Origin of the sequence: Cylindrospermum stagnale PCC 7417, assembly GCF_000317535.1 — a bacterium.
GTDB lineage: Bacteria > Cyanobacteriota > Cyanobacteriia > Cyanobacteriales > Nostocaceae > Cylindrospermum > Cylindrospermum stagnale.
Genome location: NC_020050.1, coordinates 242,908 through 258,533 on the forward strand (window position 1 = coordinate 242,908; position 15,626 = coordinate 258,533).

Sequence of the window (15,626 nt, forward strand, 5' to 3'; positions counted from 1 at the left end):
TTTTTCGTACCTTATGCGTAAATCCTGCTTTAATTAACGTCGTTGCTGAGGATTGAACTCAACCATTTTGGTAATTTGCAGTCCAGACGATCGCAATTCATAAATTTTCTGCTCTACCAGGGGGGCATCTTTCCCTAAAGGAGAACGGGGAACTTCCACTGCTTGGACGGTAAAGGTGCGGTTAAAAGGAATACGCTCATCTCTACCTGTAGTGCGGTCAACTAAGATGCGGGTAGCAATCATGTCTATTTCCCATTCCCCTAGTCGTATTGCTCTCGGTTCTGACAGATAGGAAATAATAGTGGTACTACGCAGCTGACCGGAAAAGACGCTATTAGGAACTAATTCGGCAATCTTCGGTAAAGAAGCTTTGGCGAATTCCGGTTCTAGCAGCAGGGAAGCAAACCAAGCATTGATTGGAATGCGCCCATTTCTACCAACTTGAATGCCTTGGTCTGGTTGATTAGTGCCAGTGAGTTTGTCATCCCAGTTAAATGTTAGGGTTGTCCAGTCACTAACTACCTTTTGAATGACTGCTGGATAACGCCAATTGCGGTCTTGCTCGGAAATGTAGATTGTTTCACCATTTACCAACTGGGCGAAGGTTGTTTTGCGATCGGCAATTTTATTGACCCTGAAAGCGGTGAATAGAGTCAACAAAAATATCAACCCGTTAAATGCAGTTAGGCAGAGAAAACAAACTGCCAGAAGATTTTTGGCTTCTGGAAGCAGTGGAGCTTGAAGTCGTTTAATTTGCAGAGTCATACCAAATTGGCATAAATAGTATTGTTTGAAAATCCACCGAACAGCCTTGTGTTAAAGGTTTTTAATCCGTCTTGAAAAGTTCTGATGCCTGCGGGATCTTGCTACAGACTTTCCGCAAAATCCAAAATCGTTCGACTGAGCGCTAGCGACGTAAGCGCAAAGCGCAGGCTTCCGCCAACGCGTAGCGTGACCCAGGAAAGTCTAAAATCCAAAATCGGTATTACCCTCTGCGGAGTAGCGCAATACTGGTTGCAGTTCCAATGGCACTGCTAAAAATATCGATTAAGCCTTTGACATTGGCAGAAATGCCGTTATAAATGGCCATTCCCCCACCTCCAGCTATCAATACCGCCAAAACTGGTGCAAAGATGCTCAGGAAACATAAAAATGCTACATCAGATGCTAATTCAGCGCCCGACTTCACCAGTACGACGGCTGCTAAACCCACTAAAATGTTGTAACCAAGTTGAACACCAAACAGGGAAATAAACCCTGTCAGCCATGCCCAAATAGGACGACCTTGTAATGGCAGCAGCGATAAACCAACTGCAATTGGTGCAAATAAAGCAGTAAGTAATAGGGCAGCTTCCAAAATATTCACAAATCCCCATTGTAGGGAATAGAGAATAAAGCGAATAATCGGGATGGCAGTATCTCGAAATACACTACCTGGATCATTGGCAAACTGAACAGCAGTAACGATTTGACCAGGTAAAGTTCTATTCCAGAGAAAACTACCAAAATCTCGTAATGGTTGCAGTGGAGATTTAGCTTCCTCTTCAGCTTTGGTAACAATGGCCTGTGCCTGAGTTTGTTTTGAGTTCCAGCATTCAACTAACTCTGTACCGACTTTTCCTTGACATTCGCTATAGAGGTTTTCTAGCTGTTGTCTAGCGATACTGCTAATTGCTACATTGGTAATAGCATCTCGAAATGTTAGTTCACCAACTTGCAATTTCAGAACTTCTTGCACCTGGTTGTAAGCAAAGCCTCGGATAACAGTAATACTCTTTGCCAGTACATTGCCGTTGGCCCCCAAAAACATCATAATCACTAAGGGCCAAACAAAGATAGATGCCAGTTCTGACCATGATTGCTTTTCAATGATTTCTTTACCAGTGGTCAACGCTACAAATAATATGCTGGCGGCTCCCAAGGTGATGCCCAATTTGATTAAACCAATCCATAATGCCGAATCGAGAGGGTCTAAAGTAACTAGCCAGACGGTATTCCACGACTCAACTGTGGCACGAGAAAGTTCTAAAGAACTGGAGATAATTTCTAGGGCATCAGATTCTCCGCCTGTGATTGGGGGTGATTGAGCAATTAGGTGCACCATGAGCGTCAAAAGCATTAGCGTTGGTAGCTAAAATTGACAGGATTTACGCAGAAAATACGATTCAAAACAGCCTGAGGCGAGGAGATAAGTTTGCTCCCTGTCTCATACTGCAAAGCAGAACCCCTTCACTGAGCGTCCCGAAAGGAAGGGTTTCATTAAAGTTATCCTTTCATTGGTCAGCCTTATCCACAATCTAGTCGTTAGATGCACAGACTCGGCGCGCCGAGCGGCATAACCCGATATCTTGGGTAAAAACGAGATTCTAAAAGCCGCCCTCTAGTGAAGGCTTACCAAAATTGGTCAGGTTTTTCCCAAGGCTTCGCCCTATGTCCTGGCGATGGCGCTTTGCGCCCGCCGTAGGCTCACGTGATCGTCAAAAGAAAGAAACATCGGCTGAAACCCTCATTGTTTCGTCAACTCACAAAAGTTTTCGCTCTACTGAATATCAGTGTGAGTGGATGCCACAGCTACTGCTTATCAGAACCAAGGGTAATGCCACCAGGCATGATCAATAACCCCGCCTGTTGAGTGGCAGCATTACCTGCGGAAATACTTTTACGGCGATCAGCAGTATTGATGGCTGAAAGTTCCTTGGCTGTTTGAGCGGTAATGGTTATACTCAATGCCCTGTCAATACGTGCTTGCTGGGCTTCTTGAAGCATTCGCTCGTTGACACGACTATTAAGGGCAGTTTGTTGGGATAGGTTTTGCAAAATCTGTTGGGTAACATCTAAACTTTGGGATTCCTCACCCAAGCTGACGTTTTCTTGAGTATCTTGCTGAGTAGCCTGTTTAATTTCAGCTATCTGACTTTGGGCTGTTTGGCTCAAAGTTGCCTGATTAGCGATACCTGTGGCAACTGTTCTAGTAGCGTATTTACCAAGGTCTTCACGGATACCATAGGAGCTTTGACCATTGGTTTTGTTTTCCAAAGTTTCAGACAGCACGGCACCAGGGTCGTTGTTGGCAGAACCGTTCATGATTCCTGCCAAAACTTTTTTTAAATCTGGAATTTGAATTGCACCCAAGGCAGAATTGAGCAGATTGCCAAGAGGATTAAATAGGTCATTTTGAACAAAGTTTTTGACATCTCCCACAAAATCATTGATTTGAGATGCTGTGTCTGAGGTGAAAATACTACTACCAGTAGTTTTGTTACTAATAGCAGCAGCTACTGGATCTCGACCGTCGTCTTGAGTGCGAGCGATCGCTGGACTGGCGATAGAACCAAGTTCCAAAATTAGAATCAGTGCCATTAATCTGATAAAGGTAAGTTTAGATTTCATGATTCACAAAAAACTCCTTGGGATGCGTGGAAGCCACTTGGCTTTTAGACATTTGACTCAGCCTTTAAAGAGATTCTTTAAGAATTTTCGTCCGCGACAGTCGGAGAGCATCAACCTCGTTAATGCAGTTTCTAGATATATCAACTTGCAATCAGGCGTTCTTGAGCCTGTTGGCCATCGTTACTCTCTCGGCGATTGCCTTCTCCTTCCAAAGACGCTCCGCTTTGATGGAGCCTGTCCGCAGGACTTATCCCGGGACATAGCCTATCGCGCAATGCTCTTTTTTGATGTATCTCTTGACCAATATGCTTAAAACTCTTGTTTTCCTTCAAAGCAGGAATGTAAGCATCGGTAAATGCTCTCAGTCCTAACAAGTTGCCTTTGGGGGTATTTGGATACTGAGCCATCACTCGTTCCCGTGCTTCCCGTTCATCTTGGTTATTGGCAACACTGGCCAGCATCATTTCTCCAGGGTAAAAACGGGTACGCCAGAATCTACCACCTGTTTCTACTAGCCAGCAGGAATAAAGGTCGCTGATACGCGGTAGAAATGCTTCAGTCGCATTCTGACTGATAATATTGACGGGATAGCCCAGATACCGTTGGAAAGAAGCAACACCACTACTGGTAATACGTCCGGTAATCCGGTAGGTCATGTTCTGCATGATTTGAGCGCCTGTCGCACACTCACAAATGGTGTCCGGGTCTTGGGACAGTAGCAGAACAGCAATGCCTTCTTTGCGTCCTGTAGCACAAGTTTCACCTATAACTTGAGCAAAGCCATCTTTACGTAACAATACGGAAAGCTCATCACCAATAAACAAACTTTTCGGGTGGGATAGGGCATTGCGGATACAGGCAGTATGGGCATTAATCGCCATCAAGTAAGCATCCTGCTCGTTGCTCAATCCGCTGAGAGCGAAAAATTTAATCGCTGGTTCAGGGGAAAAAGTGCTGGGACGCGCGATCGCTTTCCCCAACCTCGACGACAACAACGCACTCACCTGATTTTGAATTTGATTAAGTGCCTGTCGGTCAATCTCCTCAAAGGATCTCAGATTGAGACGTTCTCTAGTGCAGAACTTGACAAAATCTGGTAGCGTGGGTATCTGTTGCCATTCTGGTGATCGCCAACCCATCTCAAAAGCTCGGTTATAACGAGCAATAATTTCTGGGTCTTTGAGAAATACGTCCAAAGCTTTGACCAACAAAGCATCAACCCGTTGAGCTAAATGGGGATTTTCGACTTTACCCATAGCGATCGCCACCAATGCCTTGCGAATAAAGTCCTTCCAAGACTCCATACGCCTTTCCCGTTCTGATTTGTCAAATCGTCGCAAATCTGGCGGTTCCAGCAGATTACTGCTACCACTGGCAATATCATAATATGCTCCTTGTTCGCCTAAAAGTTCAATCGCCGTCTTGAAGGTGCTGTTACCACTGGCAGAAATATCCATACCAACAACAGGAATATTGTTCGCTAATGCCTCTAAAGCAAAGCGCCATCCCAAAACGCTCTTCCCTGAGCCAGAAGTCCCTGTAACTAGAGCGCGTCCTATCTGTTGGTGAAATAAGTCAACATAAATTGGCTTACCACCACGACTGGTAAGGAATTCCACACCCCGTTTATCAATGTCCTTGGGGACAGTTAGGGGCATAATCCCAGCCACAGTATGGGTATCTAAAGTTATTCTGCGTTCGCTGAGATTGCCTCCATGCAGCAACCATTTGCAGGTAATCGGCAGGGTTTGCAGCCATATCTCCCAAGCTATATTGCGCTCTCGAATTACTTTGGCAGTCTCAAAACTGTTAGCCAACAGATTGCAGGCGTGGGTTAACTCTTGGGCACTGTGACGGTAAACTAGAAATACAGGCGCGCAGTGCAACGCTTTTGTACCTTCGTAAATTCGTCGCTGGGCTTCAAAGGATTCCTCCTGTTTGATTTCCGCTCCTATATCCCGTCCCTGTCCTTTGGTTATGGCTAAAGTGCGGGCTGTTTTGGATTGTTTTGCCTGACGTGCCAGGTTGTCCTGGATTAAGAAGTCATTGCTGCGGCTGATTTCAATCCAAGCTTCTGTATCGTGGACATAGCTGGAAGCAAGGATTTTCCAAACCCACTTTAGCTGGTCTTGGGCGTTAGACCAACCAACTGGGGGATCTGTTACAACCATGACTCCACAAACCTTGCCTTTACCCGTGAGGTAAACTCGGTCATTATCTCCCCGATGTTCGGGACAAGCAGAACGTCCCTGTTGTCCTTCAATCAGTAATGTACAGATGTGTTTATCGGTGGTTAGGGTTTCAGTTAGTTCTAGTCCTGTCTCAGTCTCCTTCAGTGTAATCACTTGGGGAATAGGAGGTGCAGCACCCTCATTAAATCGATTCCAAAGCCATTGCCATAAATCTGTAGCACTGCAAGGTGTTACTTCTAAGCCAATCTTGGTATTGAGCAGCAATTCCCACTGAATGAATCCTTGTTGAAATCCTTGCAATAACAGCTTTTTGAAAAACTCCTCTTGATAAATGCGTTTGTTCCCTGTAATTTGTTCAACTGCCCAAGAGCCAAATTTTCTGCATTTTTCAATCAGTCCACCCACAAAGTCCTTGTGTTTGTAGCTGCAATCATCATCGCTTGTCCAAGTACAGAAGGCGATTTGGCTCCAGATTTGGCGAGAACCTGCTTCCTTGAGTTGTTCCACCCGCAATTGCTCGTTGCGAAACAGTACAGAAACAGGTTTCAGGTGGCAATCGTCAGCTAGGGCAATAAGTGGGGTTTGTCGTTGGTGAGGTACTCCCTTGGTGGAGCCTGTAGGTAGGGGATATGACTCAGTATCATCACTAGAACAGCCTGTACAAAAGGTAATTTTTTCACCGGGGGGTAGTTCTTTCAAACCCTCTTCGATAGAGAGGGCAAATTGGCTGACTTCATTTTCATGCAGTATGTCATGCAGTCCAGCGATGCGAAACCCAAACACGAGTTGATACTGAGAATTACCTTTATCCAGCAACAGGGCAGCAACTTCCCGGTCATCCTTTTTAATCTCTGCAATACAGCAGATATTTACTTCATTTTGGAATGGCATAAACTTGCTTTTGCCTCCATACTGTTTCGGTACAATCAGCGGCTTGAGTCGGATTTGCACTTGTGAGTTTCCGTAGCGCCGACGCACCCAAGTAGGTCGATATTCAGGAATCGGTGAGATGTAAATGCTGTTACCATTGCACCACTCTGTTCCCGGTGGACTACGCCATCGATCTAAAAACTGATGGGGTTGGTTGCCTGTCAGAATCCACCAACTGACGATTAGCCAGAAGGAGGTGGTGAAGAACCAACCCATACCCAAACTAAGTAAACCATTGGTGAGAACATAGCAAATTATGATGATAGCAATCCAAGGGACTAGCTGTTCAGATGGAATTGGCCCAATGCTGGCTTGTTTACCCAGAATGCGGTTGACTTTGATAAATTCTCGATTGTCTCGTTCCATATTTGTGCAATTCTCTGGTGTTGCATTAGTAGTCTGTCAACCAAGAAATGACAAGTAAATGTAAGCGGGGGGAGGATAAGCAATTCAAAATTCAAAATAAAGAAAAATTGCTTTAGTCTGTTGTTCCTGTGCCGTTACCGACGAATATCAAAGTTGTACTAGTCTGTAGCTGATTGATATGTGAGCAATCTGGGAGGATTAGCCTGTTGTTCCTGTGCCGTTACCGACAAATATGAAAGTAATGACATCAATGGCAATGACGATGGAGAACGCTAGGCCGACTTGGGTGACAATTGGTCGCCAGTCATTACCTTGCTGTGCTTGGTTGTAGGCAAATAGGGAAGCAGCAGCAACCAGTAGCAAGAAGACACCTCGAATTAGATTGAAAATCAAGCTAACAACATTGTTATCTAGATTATCAGTAGAACCGCCGCCTGCTTGGGAAGTTTGTTGGGCTAGATTATTGAAGAAGTTTTCCAACCCACTTAAGAAAATAGCCTGGGCTGGAGTTACAAAGGTATCAAGTACAGCAGTAACAGCGATAATGGCGGTAACAATATGCCAAAAGCGGATTTTTGTCCCCAAATATTTTTCTAAAATTGGTACTGCCCGAATTATGTGCCAAATGCTCATAAATACGATGCAGACACATCCCAAAATAGTGACGAATATGGGTTTAGTAGCTAACAAATAAATTCCAATTGCCAGAGATATGAAAATAAAAAGTACGTCAGTGCGGGTGATTTTCAGCTTTTTCAAGTTGGTTGAAAAATTGTGATATGGCAGCAGTTTAAACTGAGAATTGTGAGATTTGGTGTTATTCATATTTCTCTTCTCGGTAAAATTAAACTTGCATTTCTTGTTTGCTGGCTTTGGTTTTAGTTTGCTTTTGGCGTTGTCTTGCTGTATCGTTGTCGGGCTGGGCTTGGGTAGAGCGAGTTGATTGCTGATTGTCTAGTACCGCTTCTATTTCACGCAGGGGGATGTTGCACTGTAAAATCTCCGGGGGCTGCCCTGGTACTAAAACGGCATCAAGTACTTGTTCATCGTTACGATTGGGGTTAAATCCTTGAAGTAGCTGTGTGCCATTTGGCAGTTTCACCACTTCAAACTCGTATTTAACTTTGCCCCGTTCAGTCCAGGGAAATGTTGGTTCACTATCGCCGTTAAATTTGTCAGGTAGTTGCTCCTGGAACTTGTCAATCAATGCTTGGGCGCTGGCTTTGAGGGCATATTCTTGTTTCGACTGTGGCAGTTTGCAGATACCAGTCTTTTCATCAGGGCTGAGATTGTCTTGTGCGATCGCCCACTCTCCCTGAGTACGAGTACCAGCAAAGAGTGTTTCACCTTGGGTATTTTCTAGGGCGATCGCTACGCCCACCGCAGACATCCCTGCTTGTTTACCCTGTTCTTTTACCCATAAAGTTTTGTTACTGGAAATGGCAATACCATCTTGGGGAGACTGGTCAAATAACTCACCAGCAACTTTGGCAAACCCAACTAAAGCATCAGCACAAGCAGCTTGTTGTTGCTGGGCTTGGCGTTTCGTTAGATGTTCTAAAATGTCAACTTCGGTTGGTGGTTGGTTAGTAGAGTTAGGTTGAACAGTTTCTTCAGCAGCTTCTGACTCGGCAACAGTAGAATTATTTTGTTGTGCTACCATCTGTTTTTCTAATCGGCTAACTACCATTTCTAAACGGTCAAGTCGCTTGGAGAGAACTTTCAGGTAAGCTTCTATTTGGTCAAGCTGTTCGCTGACGCTGGCATTCTTATCTAATTCAAATGGTTGAGATTGGTATTTGGGGTCTAATTTGCCACCAAGATTGTCTACTTTAGAGCCGATTTTGGTTGCAGCTACAGCCAGTGGATTTTCTGCGGTTGACTCCTCAGATGTAGTTTGAGAATCTTGAGACTTTTGAGACCTTTGTTGAGACTCATTGGAGTCCGGCTTTGCTTCCTGCAAGCGGCTGGCTATGTTATCTACACGGTCATTCTGCCTTTGTAGTTCTTTGAAAATTCGTTCCAGCCGCTTGGCATCGGCTTCGGCTGCTAGCTGTTCCAAAACTCCCTGTCCCACAACAATTCCCAAAGTTGCCAGTTGACCGGTTAATCCTGCCAAATTTACACCATTTACTTCTCGTCCATTGGTGGCAGCTGTGGCACTTAAACGCGAAGCTTCATCTAGTGGTTCTCTGGATTTGGAGTTTTTGGCGGCAGTTTTATTGGTTTTAGCTTTATCCTGAGTTTTAGTTTGTGTCTTGGTTTGGGTTTTACCTTGATTTTTAGCTTGTGTATTGGGTTGGGACTTACTTTGGTTTTTAGTTGAGGTTTTGGCTTGAGTTTTAGTTTGGGCTACGCTAACACGACCCTGAGATGGCTCGTCTTCTTCATCTAAGTCTTCTAGGTCGTCAAGTTGATTGTTTGAATTGTCATTTAACAGGTCGTCTAGTTCGTCGTCAATTTCATCTATTTCTTCGTTTTCCTCATCTAAATCGAGTAGGTTATCTTCTAATTCATCATCCAAATCATCAAGTTCTGTTTCCGCAAAACCGCAAAGTTCCGCAATGTTAGAAGGGGTGAAGTAGTTTTCATCCTTGCTAGTGATTCCTTCGAGGTTTTTAATCAGGTATTTACCACTGGTTCTGTGTCCAGGATCACTGGTTAGGTAGAAGCGATAGCCCCTAATCTCATCATCATCCCCACCTCCTACGCAGAGTTCTACTGTGATAGGGGCTTTACCTGATTCCTGGCTGTAATTTTCTACACATACTTTAAAGTCTTCGTGGGATTGGATAGAATCATCCTGAAGTGATTCAGCGATCGCTTTATCCAGTGTGTTTTCAATATGGCGGAGTTTGCGGCGATCTGTCAGGTTTTCCCATGAGCGAGTTTGAGAGGTTTGTTTTCGCTGAGGTTTGGTCAGTGTTTTGGTAGCCATAGGTACTCAAAGCTGATTGCCTTAGTAGTTAAGCTAACAAGGCTTTTTATAAGATGACATAGACATAATGGCTATTTATAAATTGTCCAGTTGGCTAGTGAACTACCTACGCTAATGCTTCTCTACTAGTAAATTTTTTCAGTATCGTTGTATGGTCGCCCTACCTCAAAATTCCCCAAAAGTGATGGCGCAAAGAGCGGGTGCTTTGCGCCATCGCACTTTAGTTTAGAATGTTACGATTAAAATATTCATTAACTGATGAATTCAACCTCGAAAGAATTGGTAATTACCAAACTTGAGCAAGGATTACCTGCTATCACTCCAGCCTTTGGTGCAACATTAGCAGAAGCCTGTGCTGTCTGTTTAAACAACCAAGGTTATATTCAGGGTATAGAACTCACAGTCAAAGGAGAGTTTACCGCTGTTTTTCAACTATATTGGCAAGACGTAACAGACCAAATGCGGCGCTGTTGGAACGATAGCGAATATACTACAGAACAGGCAGCTTATGGAATTGCCTTTTTAATTATACAAGAACTTACAGACTATACAGTTATCGAACGCTCTCGCAGAGGAACAGGATTTGATTACTGGTTAGGTAAAAAAGGTGATAACAATGAACTACCATTTCAAAATGCAGTTCGGTTGGAAGTTTCAGGCATCCGTAAAGGCGACGACAGCCGAATAAAAGCTAGAATTAAACAGAAACTTGAGCAAGTCAGCCCCACAGATGGCACACTCCCAGCTTACATCGTGGTTGTTGAATTCAGTAACCCTTTAGCATTCATAGTAAAAAAATGAGTCAGATTCAAGAGTTACATCAACAAGCTATGGATTTAGCCGAAATGGCACAAGTTGCTAAACTTAGAAGTAACTTAGATTTAGCCTCCCAATTATCCAGACAAGCATTTGAAAAAGAACGATTAGCGGCAGAATTAATAGCAAGTGATTTTGCAGCAGAACCAACCCGTTCAATATTGTATCGTAGTGCTGCAACCTTAGCAATTGACTGTGGTGAAATACATAGTGCGGAGCGTTTAATTGCAGTCGCTTTATCAGGACATCCGCCGACTGAAATTGCGGAAGAACTCAAAGATTTATTTGTGCAAATCAACATTCATAAATATTTTGCCCGTCGTGGTTTGGTGTTTGATGAAGCTAAACTTCAGATTCTTAGCTAGAAATCCACTATAAATAAAAAACATCAATTTTATTGTTATTGTCAGCAATTAGGTCAAGATAATATTACTATGCCGAAATTCTCTCAACTAAAACCTGTTGCATAACCCTCTTCTGTCAGTTTTGGATAATGCAATACCTGAAAGTTTTACGGGGATTTAGTTTTCAGTTTTGGGCTATAAATTTTATTTTTTATTAGAAAATAAAGCTCCAAACCTTGATTAAATCAAAGTTACAAAATTTGGCTTTGATTATTGTTTTCCGAGTCTGACAAAAGAGGGATAATTTGCTGCTTCAACGCATCCGCCGCAACTGAAGCAATTATTTCCCAATCTTTTTCTGTCAACATTACCCCAAGCAGTTTGCGTAACACCTGCCGATTAGAGATAAACTCTTCACCAAAAAATTCATCCCTCTGCAACACAGCTTGGATATGTTCTCTAATATTAGGTGTAGGTAGCCTTAATCTTTCCAGCAATTTTCCTCTTGCAGTAGCAAATGCTGTAGAAGTCGCAGTCCCTAAATTCCAATCTTTGAGCAACAAACGCACTTCCCAATTCAGCGAAATTCGCAAAGTTTTTAAGCGATAAAACAATTCGGGATTAAGCAAGAGTTGGCTAAAACCAGAACCCCAATCTAAACCAGCACCAATATTACCCCCTACTTCTTCCTCCCCCTGGATACTTTTTCTGAACCATTTGTCATCCAAGAGTAAATCCATTGCATTTACTGCCGATTCTTGGTTAGAGTTAGAGATGGATTTATCGTCATCAAATTCTTGTTGGTTCATTACCTAGAACTTCTGGATGTTTCCAAATTTTGTAAACCAATGGTTTACAGATTTTCCACAATTGCTGCTGCAACAGTTGTGGTCAGCAGTTACAAGTATTATATACTACTAACTTAGTAATTGAATTCTGGATGTTCCCGAATTTTGTAAACCAATGGTTTACAGATTTTCCGCAATTGCTGCTGCAACAGTTGTGGTCAGTAAGTAACCCGACAGAATTAATTACATCCTGGGTTCTTTGCTAGACAAGGAGTTCAGTCAAAAATCTGTGTAATTATTATGTACTACTCTTTGGGCATTTAGTATTATATACTACTAATTTAATAAGTGAATTCTTGAGCGGATATCAGATTTGCACCATCAGTTCAACTCTACATCCTTACTCTGACTGCGATGCCTGTAGTGACCGTAGCCCTCGCCTTTGGCACTGAACACCGCGCCATCACCAGTATTTGATAGATCCTGTTTACTCCTCAGTGATAGTGATCGCCTTTGGCGGGGCGTAGCCCATCGCGTAGTGTCTCGTAGAGAAGTGCTGCTTTCAGCAGTTCGCTCTCTTTCCAAAATCATCTCCTCTAACTCACTTGCGGCTGCTTCTGAAAGCGGAAATATCTCCTCACCAGTCTGGATATTTCCTCGACAAATCGTCCGCTTACCCTCATTCCGCACAATAAAATCACCACTAGGTTGCACATAAGCAGTCCAATGGCTACCAATTTTAAACTGTTCAATTTCATTACTGGTAGATTGATTAGCTTGTCGCTGTTCGTAGGTAATAGCGATCGCACCTACTAAATTATCAAACATTTCCTTACGCCAGTGTTCGCGGTGAATAGCTCTCAACTCCCCAGCAGTATCTAACTTTGGTTCAAATTCCGGTAATGTCACCTCTGGCAACTGTATCGACTCAGGATTAACCTTCAGGACAATACTAGAACCATCTGGTTGCAAAACGGCTGCAAATGTAGTCCCAACGGGCAGCTTCGGACTATCAGGCGCAAAAGTGCCTAAATTTTTACCATCAATCTGTAATATTGGTGTACCGTTGTAACGATAAAACTCTGGGTGTGATTCAGGTAATTCAAAAACTCCCACTTCCAGAGTAACGCTGCGCTTTTTCCATTGCTTACTAGCAAAGTTTTCATTAGCAAAATCATTGTATTTGATACCCAATACTTTAATTTCATCAAACTGAAAATCCTGAAGCTGCTGACATACCTCCTCTGTAAACAAGTTATATGCCAATGCACCCACACCCGAATCCTGACGTGATTCTGCCCAACTATGGTCAGATGGAGGGATAATTCTCAAATCCTTGGGGATATTCAGTTCATCTAAATCGTTAATGTTTTCACCAAATTTAGCCGCTAATTTTTCAGATACTTTCGGGGATAAGTCTTTCAAAGCAAATTCAATCAGAGGTAATTGAGGATGAATAGTGGCATCAAATTTAATTCCCTTTTGTTCTAAAGACTCTTTCCATTTAATAGCACCTGCACCAAACGGAACACTCAAAACATAAGTATCTTGTGGTAATGCCGCGCTGGGCAATTCATAATCGTGCTCAAACGAAAACGTAATTTCCATCTGTTCTGCCAGCTTTAAACAGTCTTTGCGATGTCGGTCTAATTCTGGACGGGTGTGTTGTGTATGCCACAGCGCCGCCGCACCTTCCAAGCGCTCCTCTGGAGTAGTGAATAATTCATCAATTTCTGCTCTATAACTATCGTAAAGTTTGCCCAACTCTTCATTAAAGGCTTCCTTATCATCTCCCACCCGTTCCTTAATTTCGTCTCTAGCTTGCTGAAACCTTGTTTTCAGTTCTTCTGCCCATTCCAAAGCATCTACAGATAATGTTTCTTTGGGAAACAGGTAGCGAAACTCATGCCTATCTCTGCTGCGAATGCGTGTTGGTTCCCACAAGGGATTGACAACTTCTCTGGCCATAACGTTAATTGAGCCAGGAGCATCCGCAGGCATGGCAAAGGAGCGATAAAGCCGTTCATCTTTTTTAAAGTCAAAAAAGTAACTGGGGTGAGACTCTGACCATTTTTTGGCATCTGCGAGTAAATTTTCCCCACCTATTTCTTTGATATCTTCCAATCTTTCTGCACTTTTAGGTGAATCTACTTCTACCTGAAGTGCCTGAAATAGACGGTTTAGCAGCTTCCTTTGTCGTCTGACAAACCGCTCCACATTCTCACCGTCTTTGGGCATTGAGGACTGCACACGCCCGATGTTTGTCGCTACCAGCCCTACTTTATTTTGACTGCTGGCAGCCGCAATTTGAGACAATCTAGGGTATTTTAAGTTTCCTTCTTCATCTGTGATTTCCGTATATGCCAGCTTAGGACGTTGCTTAACTGGCTCAAAACGTCCCGGTGTACCTGCGCGGAGAGTTTCACTAGCAATGTTAGGCAGTTTACTGGCTGGACTAACCATCAATTGGTCGCCGTCAAAATCGGCTTGGTGGTATTCCTCGGCATCCTTGGGGTGAATCCAAACTACGTTGCGAGTTTTGTTTAATTCTGGGTCGTGGATGTTTTGGTAGAGGCGGATGTTGTCTGAGTTAACGATAGGGTAACGGGTGAGAATTACATCTCCTTCCGGTAGGTGGGGTACACAAATTGTGCCACGATTTAAGCGATCGCACGGCATGGCCATACCTGAACTGTGGCTGTATCCACTCTTAATCGCTAAATCACGCCATTGATTGGCTATGTAATCGGTAGCAAACTTGCGGAATTTGGGAGTTTCAATCAATTGACCATATTTATCGCTACGTAATAAGGAAATCCAGCGAGATTCCTGTGCTTGATTGTTAGCATCACCCTCAATTTCGTCAACAGCTTCTTCTGAATGCTCTTGCTGCAATCGCTGTTGTTTTTCAGATTGTTGAATAATATATTTTGCCAGTGCTAATGGATTGCGCTGCAATTCGGCTAGTTCTCTAGCTTTTTCTGCGGTGGGTTGACTTAAATCTTGTTTGACTGCTGCTTCTGAATACCAAATGGTAAACTGCCAACTATTATCGTAGCTGGTGGCTTTGGCGTTACCTCGATTACCAATTACCGCTTGGGGAAATTCATAGTCACCGCAAGGTATCAAGTCTTTAAGCTGAGATTTTTTAATGCCTTTGATTGAGGAACGATCCATAATGATATCGTAACCCTCTGCATCAGTTATTTTGGCATCTGGTAAAAGAGTTCCTTTCGATAAAAAGCTAGTTTTCGGACATTGTGAGTTATCAGCTTCAGCCCAAGATTTCATCCACGCAAACCGAAATTGAAGTGGACAATTGCGTTCTCCTCCCAATTGTTTGGCAAGTTGAGGTGAAATCTTGCCGTGACAGTCTCCGGTTTTGTAATCAGCATACTGTGGATCTTCAAAGTCCACAATTTTAACTCGCAGCCCTGTAAATGTTTCTGAGCCTTTGTAGCAATTGCTAACTAGTAAAGAGCCATAGCGACAAGCGGTATCCGGTTCTGTAGCGAATAAGCGGCTAATATTTTTACTCAGTGAATTATCAGCAAAATAATAATTATTGCCTGAACTGAAGACTAACTTGCGTCGAATGCCATCTTTAAAAGTTCTTGGTCTTAAATGGTCTGCATCTGGATTTTTACTCTCGATTTTAACCAGTAGTAGAAATTGTAAATCTTCCGGCTCAAACATTTGTTCGAGCAGAGAATTTTTGATAATTTCTGGCTCTGATAAATATCTCCCCTTGCCGTTATTGTAAGACCCATCAAAGATAGGTATGCTCAGACCAGAACCTTCTATGACTCTAGTGCTTAAATCCATTACCAATAATCTATTAGACAGCTTATCTAGCAAGCAT

At 43.2% G+C, this 15,626-nt stretch carries 10 protein-coding genes; 2 read left to right on the forward strand and 8 right to left on the reverse strand.

All coding sequences use genetic code 11. From position 1 onward, the window contains the following. Positions 1-33: 33 nt before the first annotated feature. From CYLST_RS30590 to CYLST_RS30615, 6 genes are all read right to left on the reverse strand, one after another. Positions 34-765, reverse strand: a complete 732-nt coding sequence (locus tag CYLST_RS30590; RefSeq protein WP_015328408.1) for a hypothetical protein — start codon at positions 763-765, stop codon at positions 34-36. A 220-nt stretch (positions 766-985) separates the two neighbouring features. Continuing rightward, positions 986-2,104, reverse strand: a complete 1,119-nt coding sequence (locus tag CYLST_RS30595; protein WP_015328409.1) for a hypothetical protein — start codon at positions 2,102-2,104, stop codon at positions 986-988. 467 nt (positions 2,105-2,571) lie between these two features. After that, complete coding sequence (locus tag CYLST_RS30600; protein ID WP_041234104.1) at positions 2,572-3,390, reverse strand: hypothetical protein; 819 nt, start codon at positions 3,388-3,390, stop codon at positions 2,572-2,574. Positions 3,391-3,530: 140 nt separating this feature from the next. Beyond that, positions 3,531-6,878 carry an ATP-binding protein gene (locus tag CYLST_RS30605; RefSeq protein WP_015328411.1) on the reverse strand — a complete coding sequence of 1,116 codons (3,348 nt, stop codon included), beginning with the start codon at positions 6,876-6,878 and terminating at the stop codon, positions 3,531-3,533. 198 nt (positions 6,879-7,076) lie between these two features. Continuing rightward, positions 7,077-7,703 (reverse strand): hypothetical protein, encoded by a 627-nt coding sequence (locus CYLST_RS30610; RefSeq protein WP_015328412.1) that lies wholly within the window; start codon positions 7,701-7,703, stop codon positions 7,077-7,079. 19 nt (positions 7,704-7,722) lie between these two features. Next, positions 7,723-9,816 carry a hypothetical protein gene (locus CYLST_RS30615; RefSeq protein ID WP_015328413.1) on the reverse strand — a complete coding sequence of 698 codons (2,094 nt, stop codon included), beginning with the start codon at positions 9,814-9,816 and terminating at the stop codon, positions 7,723-7,725. Between the two features lie 258 nt (positions 9,817-10,074). On the opposite strand from CYLST_RS30615, the gene CYLST_RS30620 reads away from it, so the two are divergent. Together CYLST_RS30620 and CYLST_RS30625 are read left to right on the forward strand one after the other, a co-directional pair. Continuing rightward, positions 10,075-10,617 (forward strand): hypothetical protein, encoded by a 543-nt coding sequence (locus CYLST_RS30620; protein ID WP_015328414.1) that lies wholly within the window; start codon positions 10,075-10,077, stop codon positions 10,615-10,617. Beyond that, positions 10,614-10,997, forward strand: a complete 384-nt coding sequence (locus CYLST_RS30625) for a hypothetical protein (protein WP_015328415.1) — start codon at positions 10,614-10,616, stop codon at positions 10,995-10,997. The genes CYLST_RS30620 and CYLST_RS30625 overlap by 4 nt, the downstream gene beginning before the upstream one ends. Positions 10,998-11,227: 230 nt before the next feature. On the opposite strand, the gene CYLST_RS30630 is transcribed toward CYLST_RS30625, so the two are convergent. Both CYLST_RS30630 and CYLST_RS30635 read right to left on the reverse strand, forming a co-directional pair. After that, complete coding sequence (locus CYLST_RS30630; RefSeq protein WP_015328416.1) at positions 11,228-11,785, reverse strand: hypothetical protein; 558 nt, start codon at positions 11,783-11,785, stop codon at positions 11,228-11,230. Between the two features lie 360 nt (positions 11,786-12,145). After that, positions 12,146-15,589 (reverse strand): anaerobic dehydrogenase, typically selenocysteine-containing, encoded by a 3,444-nt coding sequence (locus tag CYLST_RS30635; RefSeq protein ID WP_015328417.1) that lies wholly within the window; start codon positions 15,587-15,589, stop codon positions 12,146-12,148. Between the last annotated feature and the right edge of the window lie 37 nt (positions 15,590-15,626).